Annotated in this window: 13 protein-coding genes; 6 read left to right on the top strand and 7 right to left on the bottom strand. The window is 55.6% G+C overall.

What is annotated here, in order from left to right; translation table 11 throughout:
* The first annotated feature begins 598 nt into the window (after positions 1-598).
* Positions 599-1,231 (top strand): fimbria biosynthesis transcriptional regulator FimZ, encoded by a 633-nt coding sequence (fimZ, locus tag HP459_RS15180; RefSeq protein ID WP_022647311.1) that lies wholly within the window; start codon positions 599-601, stop codon positions 1,229-1,231.
* A gap of 50 nt (positions 1,232-1,281) precedes the next feature.
* On the opposite strand, the gene sfmF is transcribed toward fimZ, so the two are convergent.
* The 6 genes from sfmF to fimA form a co-directional block, all read right to left on the bottom strand.
* Positions 1,282-1,803, bottom strand: coding sequence for a fimbria assembly protein (sfmF, locus tag HP459_RS15175; protein WP_023299488.1), 522 nt, complete (start codon positions 1,801-1,803; stop codon positions 1,282-1,284).
* Between the two features lie 9 nt (positions 1,804-1,812).
* Positions 1,813-2,820, bottom strand: coding sequence for a type 1 fimbria D-mannose specific adhesin FimH (fimH, locus tag HP459_RS15170; protein WP_022647309.1), 1,008 nt, complete (start codon positions 2,818-2,820; stop codon positions 1,813-1,815).
* Complete coding sequence (locus tag HP459_RS15165) at positions 2,813-5,371, bottom strand: fimbrial biogenesis usher protein (RefSeq protein ID WP_038415566.1); 2,559 nt, start codon at positions 5,369-5,371, stop codon at positions 2,813-2,815. The genes fimH and HP459_RS15165 overlap by 8 nt, the downstream gene beginning before the upstream one ends.
* Before the next feature lie 14 nt (positions 5,372-5,385).
* Positions 5,386-6,078, bottom strand: a complete 693-nt coding sequence (gene fimC / locus HP459_RS15160) for a type 1 fimbria chaperone FimC (protein ID WP_022647307.1) — start codon at positions 6,076-6,078, stop codon at positions 5,386-5,388.
* A gap of 34 nt (positions 6,079-6,112) precedes the next feature.
* Positions 6,113-6,655, bottom strand: coding sequence for a type 1 fimbrial protein subunit FimI (gene fimI, locus HP459_RS15155; RefSeq protein WP_023305613.1), 543 nt, complete (start codon positions 6,653-6,655; stop codon positions 6,113-6,115).
* A 69-nt stretch (positions 6,656-6,724) separates the two neighbouring features.
* The gene (fimA, locus tag HP459_RS15150; protein ID WP_022647305.1) at positions 6,725-7,288 is read right to left on the bottom strand and encodes a type 1 fimbrial major subunit FimA; all 564 of its coding nucleotides are present in this window, start codon (positions 7,286-7,288) and stop codon (positions 6,725-6,727) included.
* Positions 7,289-7,598: 310 nt separating this feature from the next.
* On the opposite strand from fimA, the gene folD reads away from it, so the two are divergent.
* The 5 genes from folD to HP459_RS15125 all read left to right on the top strand — a co-directional run bounded on the left by folD (position 7,599) and on the right by HP459_RS15125 (position 12,110).
* Complete coding sequence (gene folD, locus HP459_RS15145) at positions 7,599-8,465, top strand: bifunctional methylenetetrahydrofolate dehydrogenase/methenyltetrahydrofolate cyclohydrolase FolD (protein WP_022647304.1); 867 nt, start codon at positions 7,599-7,601, stop codon at positions 8,463-8,465.
* 2 nt (positions 8,466-8,467) lie between these two features.
* Positions 8,468-8,680 carry a ribosome-associated protein YbcJ gene (gene ybcJ / locus HP459_RS15140; RefSeq protein ID WP_171936413.1) on the top strand — a complete coding sequence of 71 codons (213 nt, stop codon included), beginning with the start codon at positions 8,468-8,470 and terminating at the stop codon, positions 8,678-8,680.
* 232 nt (positions 8,681-8,912) lie between these two features.
* Positions 8,913-10,412, top strand: coding sequence for a PTS transporter subunit EIIC (locus tag HP459_RS15135; RefSeq protein WP_003858916.1), 1,500 nt, complete (start codon positions 8,913-8,915; stop codon positions 10,410-10,412).
* Positions 10,413-10,495: 83 nt separating this feature from the next.
* The gene (malI, locus tag HP459_RS15130; protein WP_023299483.1) at positions 10,496-11,512 is read left to right on the top strand and encodes a Mal regulon transcriptional regulator MalI; all 1,017 of its coding nucleotides are present in this window, start codon (positions 10,496-10,498) and stop codon (positions 11,510-11,512) included.
* 73 nt (positions 11,513-11,585) lie between these two features.
* A complete protein-coding gene (locus HP459_RS15125; protein ID WP_069596314.1) occupies positions 11,586-12,110 on the top strand; it encodes a metal-dependent hydrolase in 525 nt (174 codons plus the stop codon).
* Between the two features lie 86 nt (positions 12,111-12,196).
* Here HP459_RS15125 and cysS read toward each other — a convergent pair whose 3' ends face one another.
* A complete protein-coding gene (gene cysS / locus HP459_RS15120; RefSeq protein WP_022647300.1) occupies positions 12,197-13,582 on the bottom strand; it encodes a cysteine--tRNA ligase in 1,386 nt (461 codons plus the stop codon).
* Positions 13,583-13,652 lie beyond the last annotated feature (70 nt).

Below are 13,652 nucleotides of genomic sequence, written 5' to 3'. Positions count from 1 at the left end.
GGTGTAAAAACAAGCGATTTATCTGTAAATAAAAGCGATGAGAGGTGAAGAAAACAGCAGATAGTGCTGTTTTGACGAAGAGATCATCCTCCTGGCCTGAGGTGTTAGAAATGAGGCGATGACGCGCTAAAGAGCGGACATCAGAGGTAGCGGACAGGCGGAAAACACTTTGTCACGACCTGCGTATTGTTAACATTTGATCAACATACAGTAAGATCGTTTATTTTTTGTTATTACATAAAGATGAAACTGTGTGGTAAATGCAATATCAGGACATTTTTGCTAATTTTAAAAAGTTAGCGATTCAGATACAGAAGATAATAATCATCAATATATGGACATTAATTTACAGGCTTTTCGGACAATACTTAAACGGTATAATAAGACGTGTTTGACACGCGAATAAGAAAAATCATTTTGCCATAACAGCCTTATGAGATAACTGCGCTCAGGCATTGATATCACCACTACGTAAACAAGGATGCTTTCGCTCTTCCCAGGGATCTACCGTACAAGGATCTGCGTAATTATCCTTCCGGCTTTTCGAGAGTTTTAACAAAACTCAGCATAACGCTTTTAACAATCTGAGGCATAAAAAATGAAACCGGCATCCGTTATCATTATGGACGAACACCCTATCGTCAGAATGTCGATAGAAGTCCTGCTACAGAAAAATAAAAACATCCAGGTCAAACTGAAGTCAGGCGACAGCCACGAAGTGCTTGACTGTATACGTAACCACCCCATCGACCTGGTCATTCTCGATATCGAAATGACAGGCACGGATGGCTTCGTATTATTGAAAAGAATCAGAAACTTAAATAAAGATATTAAGATTCTCTTCCTCTCTTCGAAATCTGAAGCCTTCTACGCAGGGCGCGCCATCCGCGCCGGGGCAAATGGTTTTGTCAGTAAGCGGAAAGATCTGGGGGAAATTTATAACGCGGTGGAAATGATACTGACGGGCTATTCTTTTTTCCCGTCAGAAACATTGAGTTTTATAAACCATATAGGCTCCCGGACAGGCGCCGCTGTGGATATGCCATTATCGAATCGTGAAGTGACGGTTCTGCGATATCTGGCGAACGGATTATCTAATAAGGAGATTGCGGATCAATTATTACTTAGCAACAAAACAATTAGCGCCCATAAGTCTAATATCTTTTCCAAGCTGGGCGTACAAAGTATCGTTGAATTAATTGATTACGCGAAAGCGCACGAATTACTGTAATCCTTCCCTCTCCCTGCAACATATAACCGTTACAGGGAGAGGGGATACGATTAATTATAATTAATCATGAAAGTTGCATCGGCATCAGCCCGGCCCGGCTGCGGGTTATCCGCCGTGGCGATATAATTGGCATAAAACGACAGTTCGGCATTTCCCTGCGCATCCACTGACACCGTCTGGCTGGCCTGCTGCAACGCGAGGCGCGTTTTATCCCGGTCGAGGATCTCCACGGCCACGTTACTGGCCGCGCTGGCATCATTCAGCGCCAGCAGGCTGTTATCATGCCCGTCCATCTTCCCCGTAAATGTGATCGAAGCCGCCCCCGGCGGGCATCCGGTCAGCTTCAGGGTGAACGGTACAGGCTGCGTCCGGCTTCCCGTTGTGCGGAGCTGTTTCGTGGGCCAGGTGCCGAGCGTGACGGTTTTATTGCTGTCGTCCCCCTCTGCGACGCAGGTAAAATCCACGATATTGCCATAGAGCTGAATGTTAATTTCCCCAAGCGCCGTCTCTGCGTGCGCAGGGGAGCAAAGCGCAAAGAGCGCGACGGCTAAATACCGCATTCCGTTTCGCATACCTGCTCCTTAGTCATAGTCGACGCGTAAATAGCCGCGAGAGGTAAAACGCCCCTCGGCAGGTTTTTTACCGGTCACGCTGACAGGCCACGCGCGGATCCCCACCTGTGCCTGTGCGCTATCGTCCAGACGGAACGGGATTTTGCTGGTCAGGTTGTTCGGCGTCAGCGGCACACCATTACTGTTGGCAATCACAAAACCCACATCCGCGTTATCAGAGACCAGCGTACTGCCTGAAACCTTCTCCGCTTCAACACGCATTGTGAGCATGGCGTTCGCCTCGACGTTGGTGCATTTTATGCCGATGGTTTTGCTTTGCGCTGAGATCCCCTCCGGCTTATTTCCGATGCCCGCTTTACTGAACAGTGAGGCGCCGATGTCTCCGAAATCGAACTCCACCACATTTCCGGCATTAATCTCACAGCTCTGAGGCACCTGAATGGTCCCGCTGTAGCTGATGGTATAAACCGGCGTGGTGAGCGGATCCGTGGAGGTCGTGGTGACGTAAACCCGGAACATGATTGCCCGGGGGATCACCACCATATTGATAAAGCGTCGGGTCACCTTAAGCCGAAAGACGAGGCTGGAATCCTGTACACCAAACGGTTTGTTTTTAGACACGTTCGGATGGCTCCCCATCTGAATGTACTTTCTGGGTGGATAGAACGTGCCAGCGTAGCTGTCGGTGATTTTCATCGCCCCGTCCAGATAGTCGTTTAGCTTCAGATACTGGTAGCCATCGCTGGTGCCTGTGACCGGGAATTCGGTCACATAGCTACGCTTGGTGGTGTTCCCGGACGTTCCCTTAGGGCAGACGGCGTTGACGCCCACCCACTGGGACTTCTCGCTGAGTGTAACAATCTGCCCCACCTGGTTATTGGAGCTGTTGAATTTATCCGTCAGGTCGTAATACACCTCCGTCGGCACGCCATTTTCATTGACGCAGACGGTGGCGAACGCCTCAGATAGCGGCAAAAATGCCAGAAGGGATAGCCCCAGATAATGGATTTTATTCACAGCGGATCCCCTTAAGTGTGATCGCCTGTTGCAGGCTCTGTTCTGGCAGGCTGTAGGGCGCACGACACTGGGACTGCTTCCCGTCTCCCCACTGAATCAGCAGTTCCCCGCTCAGCGGCAGCCCGCTCAGGTAAATCTGACCGTCATCTCCCACCATGCTGGTTACGCCGCTCTGCGTCTCACGCACCACCGCCCCAAACGGCACAGGCTGGTTATCACGCTTCACGGTGAGCAACGCACGCACGCCGATGCGGGTGTCAAAACTGGCGCGCACCAGCGCACCGTTCGTCGGCACGACGCTGGAAACGTTATTTTCAATGTCGGTGTTGTTGCTCATGGTGTTAGTGTCGAGCGCCACGCGGTTGTAACGGTACACCGTGGCGTACGGCATCACCGCATAGCCACGCCAGTCTGTTTTGACGCCGGTCTGGTTTTCGACGCTCACGCCTGACGCGCCCGGCGCTTTGATCAAGACGTTGGTATCGCCCAGCGGCTGACTGAATGTGATGCCGTCTGAATGCCCTACCACGCCGCCGGAGAGCTGCCAGTTGAGGTCGTGCTGATCCCGCGTGTAGTTGTAGCCCACACCCAGCGTACCGTACGTTGCCTGCCAGTTGGCGCTGGCGCTGCCGCTGGCACCGTTATTGCTGGTGTGACCCTGCGTGACGCTGTAGTTCAGGTTACGATCCTGGAGCAGCGTTCCGCTGATCCCGGTCTGCCAGCTGGTATCACCGTCGCTGTTGCGGCTGGCTGAGGCCGTGGCATAGGCCCGGTCGATCGCGTTATCGCGACGGTAGCCGTGACGGGTGAACAGGCTGAACGGGACGGAGACGTTAAACGAGGCGATCCGGTCAGTTCCTTCAATGCCGACGGCCTTGTTCCATGACCAGGATAAGGCGTAGCTGACCCCTTTCACCCCGCCTGCGTAGCCGAGCTGATACCAGACGTTGGACTCGCTGGTGCCCCAGTAACTTTGCTGGCTGCCCGACACGTACACCGAGCCGTAATCGCCAAGAGACTGGGAGATATTGAGCTGGAAACGTCCTTTTTTATTCAGCGTCAGGTTGTGATAGCTCTGCACGTCCGGCACGCCGTCATCGTCCTGATCGTCGCCATACTGGTAGCCTTCCATTGTGCGCCAGGCCACATCGTCGAGGGTGTAGAAGCCTTTGGTCGAGTAGCGATAGCCCAGCAGCTGGAAGTTGGTGCCGAATCCGTTAAGGGATTTTGCGTACAGGAACCGCAGGGACTGCCCTTCATGGCGGCTGTCATCGGCAAGCTGGCTGCGGGCATGGGTGAGGTCAAGTGACACCGCCCCCCAGTCACCGAGGTTTTTACCCGCGCCAATGGCGATGGCGGTATAGCGCGAGGCCAGCTGCGTTCCGCCGTACAGCGTGTAGCCGTCGGCAAGACCCGCAATCATCGTACCCTGAGTAAAGAACGGCGTGTCCTGCTCGCTGTTGCCGCTGCGATAGTCCCCTGCCACCAGATCGTATTTCCAGCGTCCTTCACGCTGAAGCAACGGAACGGTGGAATACGGGACGGTGTAGCGCTGCTGGCTGCCGTCCTTCTCTTCCACCGTCACCTCCAGGTCACCGCTTGAGGAGGTCGGGTTAAGGTCAGTTATCGCAAAAGCCCCCGGCTGCACATAGCTCTGGTAAATCACGTATCCGTTCTGGCGGATCACCACTTTGGCAGGGGTGCGGGCGATTCCGCGTACGGTAGGCGCGTAGCCTTGCAGGCTGTCCGGATACATGCTGTCGGACGAATAGAGCCGACCACCGCGAAAACCGACGCTGTCGAAGACATCGTTACCGGTGTTGCTGTCGCCGAGCACCAGCTCGCTTTTTAGCGGAATGACCGTACGCTGCGCCCAGGTGCCAATATTTTGCCAGCTGCTGTGCCGCTGGCCGTTGCTTTCGGTATAACGCCACGCGCCGTTATTGCGTAATCGCCAGGCGCCATAGTTCAACCCGCTTTGCAGGTTCAGATAGTAGCTGTCGTCGTCGCTGCCGCGGTTGCCGGTAAAGCTGTAGTTCAGCAGCGCGGCGGGGATGCCTTCATCCCACTGTTCAGGCGGAATATACCCGCGGGCGCTGTTTTGCATCGCCACCTGAGGCAGACTGACGTTAAGGCGCAACGAGGCGAAGTTGAACGCCGTTTCGCTGCCCGGAATAGCCGTGGTGAGCGGAACGCAGGTCTCGCCCTGCACGTTGCTCAGTTCCGGGAAGGCGGCGATATTGACGCCAAAGCGATCGAGCATCGCGCGCGTAATGCACGGCGACAAACCGCCCGCGACCGGCGGCGTGTTGTCGGCTTGCTCAAACCGCACGTCCTGGGTGCCGATAAACTCATCGTTACGCCAGATATCGACGCGATAGACGCCCGGTGCCTGCTGGTGGCCTTTCTCAAAACGCGACAAATCCGCCACGTTCGCCGCGTCATCGGAGAGAAACGCCGGGTTAAAGTAGCTTTCACCCCAGCCAGCGTGTGGCCAGAGCGTTGCCATCAGTGCCAGCGCAACCGGGCAGTAACGCCATTGAGTGTTCATCGCCCTGTCTCTGCTCACAGGCTGACGCTACGCGCCGGCGTAATGGCACCGTAGTCATTCACACTCTGCCAGGAGAGCGTGCCGCTCGCTGCGGCAGGCAGCACCTGCTGCGCCGAGCTTTTAGGGGCAACCATCAGGTTCTCCAGCGTCTGACCGCCGAGCTTCAGATTGACCAGCGTGACGTAATACGGCGAGGCATTGCTCACCTTAAGATGGTTGCCGACGCGCTCAAAACGCAGCTGTGAGAGCGCCTCTTCCGGCGGCATCGCCAGGTTAGCCGGGCGAACAAACAGCTTGATGCGTGACAGAATAGCCAGTTGCAGGACGTTGTTGCCGTCCTGATGTTTTTTGCTGACGGAGGGAATCGCTTTGACGTTCATGTAAAAGAGTGATTCGCGATCGGCAGGCAGCGCCGGGCCTGCGTAGATAATGCGCAGGGTGTTTTCGCTGGCCGGCTCGCTGACAAACAGCGGCGGCGTGACGGCAAAGGTTTTTTCCTTTTGCCCGTTGGCATTTTCTATCCACGCGTTAATTAAATAGCGCTCTTGTTTATTGCTGTTGGTGATCGCCAGCGACGTTTGTTTTGCATCGGCCGGATAAATAACGCGCGTCGCGCCCAGCGCAATTCCGCCGGATGCATTCGCGCTGGCAGAAACCATCATCAAAATAAAAGTTAAAAACAGTCCAGGTTTAATCAGGGTGTTCATCACAACCGTACCTTTAATAATTAGTTCGCAGGCGTCAGGGATAAATCAACGTAAACCAGACATTCGACTGAATAGTGCCTGGTACAAGGTGTTCGGAAATAGCGCGGTAGCGGGCGCTGAAATGAAATACCAGCTCGCGGGTGTTAATGGGTAACCAGCTCACTGCCGTCGCGTTCGGGATGATCTGACGTTGCTGTTCGTCAAAAAGCGCCAGTCCGACACCGCTGCTGACTGCATTTTCCCCCGGCCGCGATGTCGCCAGGAAAACCTGCGGGTCTTCTGCCGGTGTCACTCCCTGGAACTGGATCCCCACGGTGCGGGAGACGTCCACACTGCAATCCAGCAGACGTACGGTGAAAGGCACATTAACCGTGGAAAAGCTGCCGACGCCGGAAAAGGCGTTTGTGCGGTATTGCCCCATATCCACGCGCATATTCTGGCTGTCCGGGGCCACGGCGCAGCCGCCGTTAACCAGCTCTCCCCTGAGGTGTACTTTGCCGCCGTCTATGACAACGGTATGTGCGTTTACTGCTGAGGCAATCGCAAGGGCACACAGCAGTATCCCAGTCCTTGTCATCCTTCGCTCCCGGTATAGGCGATCAAAAGACCTCTTCCCTGAGGCCAGCCACATCCCTGTACTCAGGCATTACTCGTATTTCATTACGAATGTTGCGTCCGCGTTTGCCTGGCCTGGCGCGGTGGTCGCCGCCGTGGCTTTATAGCGCGCGGTGAAGTTCAGGGTGTTAGTCCCTTCAATCAGGTTCTGCGCCGCAGAGAAGGTTGCACCGTCCGGGGTCAGCGTGGAGGATTTGCTGTCGAGGATCTCAATGCCTACGCCCTTCGCGGAGTTGTCGTTGTTACCGGAGCTTACCGCCAGCAGCGTTTTGTCGGTGGCGTCGATCTGGCCGGTAAACGCGACAGCAGCGGTTTTCGCTACCGCAGGATCGCAGTCGTTCAGTTCGATGGTGAAGGGAATATTGGAGGTGGTGTCACCCACTTTAGTGAATTTCGCGGTACGGTACTGGCCGAGATTAACCGTCTGCTCTGAAGAGTCAGTATTCACTGAACACGCGGCATTCACTAATTCACCTTTAAAATGCACCGTACCACCATTTACAGATACAGGTGCTACCGGATCTTCTGCGTGAGCAGCACCCGCGACCAGGGCCAGAGTTGCAATAACAGTAGAAGCAATGTTGCTGAGTTTCATGTCTATTCCTTTAAAATGTAAATAACCCTTCCCGCGCATATTCGGGAATAAGAAATACGTTCAATTAAAAAATTGAAGGCTTATTTCGGAGAGGACAAAGTAGCTCAGGAATCTATTTTGTAATATGTCAAAACGCTGCCATTTTGCCAGGTCACATCCTAATCGCCTCTAAGAAATTGACCATGCACTGAGAAGGGGTTTTGCGGGCCATCGATGAAATCTCGTAAAGGGTGACTGACAGCGGCGCTCGCTTCTGACAAAATACAGGCAATCCCCCCTTTCTAACGTTACAGACGGAATCTTCTCTCTGATGGCAGCAAAGATTATTGACGGTAAAACGATTGCGCAGCAGGTGCGCTCTGAGGTTGCGGAAAAAGTGAAGGCGCGTATAGCCGCCGGAAAACGCGCCCCAGGGCTGGCCGTTGTGCTGGTTGGCAGCAACCCGGCTTCGCAAATTTATGTCGGCAGCAAACGCAAAGCGTGTGAAGAGGTGGGGTTCGTCTCCCGCTCTTACGATCTGCCGGAAACCACCAGCGAAGCAGAACTGCTGGAACTGATTGACACCCTGAATGCCGATAAAGAGATCGATGGCATCCTGGTTCAGCTGCCGCTGCCTGCGGGCATCGACAACGTGAAGGTGCTGGAGCGTATCGCGCCGGACAAAGACGTTGACGGTTTCCATCCGTATAACGTGGGCCGCCTGTGCCAGCGCGCGCCGCGCCTGCGTCCGTGCACCCCGCGCGGCATCGTGACGCTGCTGGAGCGTTATAACATCGACACCTATGGCCTGAACGCCGTGGTGATTGGCGCCTCCAACATCGTGGGCCGCCCGATGAGCATGGAGCTGCTGCTGGCGGGCTGCACCACCACCGTCACCCACCGCTTCACCAAAAACCTGCGTCATCACGTCGAAAACGCCGATCTGCTGATCGTTGCGGTCGGCAAGCCGGGCTTTATTCCGGGCGAGTGGATCAAAGAGGGCGCAATCGTCGTGGACGTGGGTATTAACCGTCTGGAAAACGGCAAAGTGGTTGGCGACGTGGTGTATGAAGATGCCGCAGCCCGAGCCTCCTATATTACTCCGGTCCCGGGCGGCGTAGGCCCGATGACGGTAGCAACACTGATTCAGAATACCTTGCAGGCGTGCGAGGAGTATCACGACGTAGAGGACGCGTAATCATGGCAACTTTTTCTTTAGGTAAACATCCGCACGTTGAGCTGTGCGATCTGCTGAAGCTGGAAGACTGGAGCGAAAGCGGTGCGCAGGCGAAAATCGTCATCGCCGACGGGCAGGTAAAAGTAGACGGCACGGTGGAAACCCGCAAGCGCTGCAAAATTGTCGCGGGCCAGACCGTGAGCTTTGCAGGTCAGAGCGTGACCGTGACGGCCTGAGCTGTCTGATGCCCTCACCCTAACCCTCTCCCACAGGGAGAGGGGATAAACATCCCCTCACACCCATCACGGTTAATTATCGATCAACTTCAAATAATCACTATTCCCTCTGGCGAAACGTGAAAATTATGTTGCGCGATTTTCAGACTTTCCCCACGATAAGTAGAACGTTCTACTAAAACGTTCTACTTACAATAACAGCGCGAAAAAGCGCTACTCGGGGGAAATCAGCATGAGTCTGATATCAGGGTTTGTTAAATCGCTGTCTAAGTTATCGATGATTGGTCGCGCCTTAATGCTGCCAATTTCACTGCTTCCCGCTGCGGGCCTGCTGCTGGCCTTCGGCGATAAGTTCCACCTGCCGCTGATGATGAACGCCGGCGGGGTTATCTTTGATAACCTGCCGATGCTGTTCGCCATCGGCTCTGCCGTCGGTCTGGCTTCGGAATCCGGCATTGCGGCACTCTCTGCGGCGGTCTCGGTGTTTGTCACCAACATCACCATCAGCACCGTGCTGAGCATTACGCCGGAAATGGCCTCCCAGGGCGGGAAATACGCCATGGTCGTCGGCATTCCGACGTTGCAGATGGGCGTCTTTGGCGGCCTGATCTGCGGTATTCTCGCGGCCTGGTGCTACAACCGCTTCCACACCATGCAGCTGCCGGAATTCCTCGGCTTCTTCTCCGGGAAGCGTTTTGTGGCGATTGCGACGGCATTTCTGTCGTTCCTGCTCGGCCTGCTGCTGCCGTACGTGTGGCAGCATATTCAGTCCGGGATCGACGCCCTGTCCGTAGTGGTGAACGGCGATAACCAGGCGGCCTCGACCTTTATCTTCGGGCTGGTGGAGCGCGCGTTGATCCCGCTCGGTCTGCACCACATCTGGTATCCCTCCTTCTGGTATTCGTTCGGGGATTACACTACCCAGGCGGGTCAGGTGATCCACGGCGACCAGACCATCTGGTTCAAGATGCTCGAAGAGGGGGTGAAATCCTTCAGCAGCGATACCTACCAGAACGCCGGGAAATTCATGCAGGGCGAGTTCCCGCTGATGCTGTTCGCGCTGCCTGCGGCGTGCCTTGCGATGTACCATGAAGCGCACACGAAGAATAAGAAAATCGCGGCCGGTATTCTCTTCTCCGCCGCCCTCACCTGCTTCCTGACGGGCATCACCGAGCCGGTAGAGTTCACCTTTATCTTCGTGGCGCCGATCCTTTACGTCTTCAACGCCATCATGGCGGGCCTGGCGTACATGACCATGTACCTGCTGCATGCGCACATCGCCAAGTCGTTCTCGGCGGGCTTTATCGACTACCTGTCGTTCGGGATCCTGCCGTCGTTTAACGGCTATCAGACCAACTTCCTGAGCGCCATTATCATCGGTATCCCAATGGCCTTGATTTACTATTTCACCTTCCGCTTCGTGATCCGCCGTTTCGACGTGAAAACGCCGGGCCGCACCGAAGTGACCGCCAGTGCGAATGACAAGTCCGATTCCGAACTTGCCACCGAAATCATCGGCCTGCTGGGCGGTGCGCAGAACATTGATTCTGTCGGCTCCTGCATCACGCGTTTGCGTCTGGAAGTGGCGAAGAGCGAAGCGGTGGACCGGGACGGGCTGAACGGGCTGGGCGCGCGCGGCGTGGTGTTTGTTGGCGACAACGGGATACAGGTGATTTTCGGGGCCAGAGCACAGTTTATCGCCCAGACCATGTCCACGATGATTGGCAAATAATAAGATGCCTGAAGGAGGCGTCTCCTGTACGCTGGGGTACGCCTCTTATCTGGCTGATAATCGGTAAATTTCAGGGAGCGGTTTTGAAGAAAGTCAGCATTATTGATGTTGCAAAGCATGCGGGCGTGTCGGTTTCTACCGTGTCGCTGGTGCTGCGCCAGAAAGGGAAAATCTCAGAGGCGACGATCGGGAAGGTCAATGCCGCCATCACAACGCTGGGCTATGTTCATAACGTCGCCGCTGCCAACCTTCGCGCCAACACCTCCAATTTAATCGGCCTGATCCTGCGGGACTTCAGCGACAGCTTTTCCATCAAAGTGATGGCGAGCATCGTTCAGGAGCTGGAGAAACAGGGTTATATGGTTTTTCTCGGTCAGCCGCTGAACGACGACGAACATCTTGAGCGTACCCTGCTCTCATTTAAGCAGCAGGGCGTGGCGGGCGTCATCTATCTGGCGTCGGACACCCGCGCCGCCTCTCTCCCGGAACACATTCGCCAATGCCCGCTGCCGCTTGTGGCGGTTTCGCAGTCGTTGCTGGAAGAGAAATGCAACCTGGTGATGCGCGATAACCGCCAGGCGGCGAACCTGGCCGCGCGTTATCTTATCGAGCGCGGGCACCGCACCATCGCCTACATTGGCGGGCGCGACGGGTGCCGTATTCGCGAGCAGCGCCTGCTCGGTTTTCGCAGCGCGATGACGCAGAACGGCCTGGTCTGGCGTGAGGAATATTCTCCCGCCTGCACCGATGATACGCAGGCGGCGGCCATGGCGACTCGCCAGCTGCTGGAGAAGAACAACACGATTACCGCCCTGCTCTGCCATTCGCCGGACGCGATGATCGGTTCGATCTCCGGCATTCACCAGGTGGGGCGCACGGTGGGCAAAGATGTTTTCCTGACTCAGCAGGTGGCGCTGATCGGCTTTGAAGATATGCTTCACGTAAACCTCACGTCGCCGTCACTGACTTACGTTTCGTCTGCCAGTGAAGAGACCGGCCGCCAGGCGGCAGGGCTGATGATCCGCAGGCTGAAGGAGCCGGATCTGCAAACGCAGCGTATTACCCTCTCCGGCCAGCTTATCGCGCGGGAATCGGCGTAAATTCAGAATTTAGCATGGGTCTTATAGCGCGAGATGACTGCTATATTTCCATGATTTGCCATGGATAAATGTAATGCCTACCGTTATCACCCACGCTGCCGTACCTCTGTGTCTGGGCTTAGGGCTCGGAACCAAAGTCATCCCACCCCGCCTGCTGTTTGCCGGGATCGTCCTCGCCATGCTGCCTGACGCTGACATACTGGCGTTTAAATTCGGTGTCGCCTACGGGAATATTTTCGGCCACCGCGGTTTCACTCATTCGCTGCTGTTTGCCTTTGTAGTGCCCATACTTTGCGTGCTGGCTGGGCGTCGATGGTTCCGGGCCAGCCTGTCGCGCTGCTGGCTGTTTTTAACCGTGTCGCTGCTGTCGCACAGCCTGCTGGATTCGATTACCACCGGCGGGAAAGGCGTCGGCTGGCTGTGGCCCTGGTCAGATGAGCGCTTCTTTGCGCCGTGGCAGGTGATTAAGGTCGCGCCGTTTGCACTGTCGCGCTATACCACGCCGTACGGGCATCAGGTGATTATCTCGGAACTGCTGTGGGTGTGGCTGCCGGGAATCGTGCTGATGGGAGTATTATGGTGGAAGAAGAGAAGGTAAAAAAAAACCGGGTGGCGGCTGCGCCTTACCCGGCCTACTTTCACCTGTAGGCCCGGTAAGCGTAAGCGCCACCGGGCATTACGGACTTACTTACGACGCCAGGTGGTGCCCTGCGGGCCGTCTTCCAGAATAATACCCATCTCGGTCAGACGGTTACGCGCCGCATCCGCCGCCGCCCAGTCTTTCGCCTGACGCGCTTCCAGACGCGCTTTAATCAGTGCTTCAATTTCCGCTACTTCACCGTCGTCCGCCTGCGCGCCGCTTTGCAGGAACACGTCCGGCTCCTGCTCCAGCAGGCCGAGCACGGAAGAGAGCTTACGCAGATGCGACGCCAGCGCATTCGCCGCCGCCATATCTTCTGACTTCAGGCGATTCACCTCACGCGCCATGTCGAACAGCACGGAGTAGGCTTCCGGCGTGTTGAAGTCGTCGTTCATGACCTCAACGAAGCGGGCTTCGAACGCCTCGCCGCCAGCGGCCGGAACAGACCTGTCGGTGCCGCGCAGTGCGGTATACAGACGCTCCAGCGCAGCGCGCGCCTGCTTCAGGTTCTCTTCGCTGTAGTTCAGCTGGCTGCGATAGTGGCCGGACATCAGGAAGTAGCGCACGGTTTCCGCGTCGTAATACTTCAGCACGTCGCGCACGGTGAAAAAGTTACCCAGCGATTTCGACATCTTCTCGCGGTCAACCATCACCATCCCGGAGTGCATCCAGTAGTTCACGTACTCGCCGCCGTGAGCACAGGTGGACTGCGCGATTTCGTTTTCGTGGTGCGGGAACATCAGATCCGAACCGCCGCCGTGGATGTCGAAATGGTTGCCCAGCTGTTTGCAGTTCATCGCGGAACATTCAATGTGCCAGCCCGGACGCCCTTCGCCCCACGGGGATGGCCAGCTCGGTTCGCCCGCTTTGGACATCTTCCACAGCACGAAGTCCATCGGATTACGCTTCACGTCAACCACGTCCACGCGTGCACCGGCCTGGAGCTGGTCCAGATCCTGGCGGGAAAGCGCACCGTAGGTTGGGTCCGTCGGCACCGAGAACATCACGTCGCCGTTGTCCGCCACATAGGCGTGACCGCGCTCGATCAGCTTTTGGGTGATCTCAATGATTTCATGAATATGGTGGGTCGCACGCGGCTCGCTATCCGGGCGCAGAATATTCAAGGCATCAAAATCCTTGTGCATTTCGGCGATCATGCGATCCACCAGCGCGACAAAGCTTTCGCCATTTTCATTAGCACGTTTAATGATTTTGTCGTCGATGTCGGTGATGTTGCGCACATACTTCAGGTTATAGCCCAGGAAGCGCAGGTAGCGGGACACCACGTCGAACGCGACAAAGGTACGGCCATGGCCGATATGACAGAGATCGTAAACCGTAATACCACACACGTACATGCCGACTTCCCCGGCATGGATAGGTTTAAATTCCTCTTTTTGGCGCGTCATTGTATTAAAGATTTTTAACATCGAAGATTCCATGTAAACACGTGTGTGGATTGTTTGTTCCTTATAATACCCATAATTCGGAGCACGGTCA

This window comes from Enterobacter sp. CM29 (assembly GCF_013179605.1).
In the GTDB taxonomy this organism is placed as follows: domain Bacteria; phylum Pseudomonadota; class Gammaproteobacteria; order Enterobacterales; family Enterobacteriaceae; genus Enterobacter; species Enterobacter intestinihominis.
The sequence above is the reverse complement of the archived record's forward strand: the minus strand, read 5'-3'. Positions and strand labels throughout refer to the sequence as shown.

What these genes read in the sequence shown, in the direction of transcription:
- fimZ (WP_022647311.1), top strand. Translation starts at nt 599, where the DNA reads ATGAAACCGGCATCCGTTATCATTATGGACGAACACCCTATCGTCAGA.
- sfmF (WP_023299488.1), bottom strand. Translation starts at nt 1,803, where the DNA reads ATGCGAAACGGAATGCGGTATTTAGCCGTCGCGCTCTTTGCGCTTTGC.
- HP459_RS15165 (WP_038415566.1), bottom strand. Translation starts at nt 5,371, where the DNA reads ATGAACACTCAATGGCGTTACTGCCCGGTTGCGCTGGCACTGATGGCA.
- fimC (WP_022647307.1), bottom strand. Translation starts at nt 6,078, where the DNA reads ATGAACACCCTGATTAAACCTGGACTGTTTTTAACTTTTATTTTGATG.
- fimI (WP_023305613.1), bottom strand. Translation starts at nt 6,655, where the DNA reads ATGACAAGGACTGGGATACTGCTGTGTGCCCTTGCGATTGCCTCAGCA.
- fimA (WP_022647305.1), bottom strand. Translation starts at nt 7,288, where the DNA reads ATGAAACTCAGCAACATTGCTTCTACTGTTATTGCAACTCTGGCCCTG.
- folD (WP_022647304.1), top strand. Translation starts at nt 7,599, where the DNA reads ATGGCAGCAAAGATTATTGACGGTAAAACGATTGCGCAGCAGGTGCGC.
- ybcJ (WP_171936413.1), top strand. Translation starts at nt 8,468, where the DNA reads ATGGCAACTTTTTCTTTAGGTAAACATCCGCACGTTGAGCTGTGCGAT.
- HP459_RS15135 (WP_003858916.1), top strand. Translation starts at nt 8,913, where the DNA reads ATGAGTCTGATATCAGGGTTTGTTAAATCGCTGTCTAAGTTATCGATG.
- HP459_RS15125 (WP_069596314.1), top strand. Translation starts at nt 11,586, where the DNA reads ATGCCTACCGTTATCACCCACGCTGCCGTACCTCTGTGTCTGGGCTTA.
- cysS (WP_022647300.1), bottom strand. Translation starts at nt 13,582, where the DNA reads ATGTTAAAAATCTTTAATACAATGACGCGCCAAAAAGAGGAATTTAAA.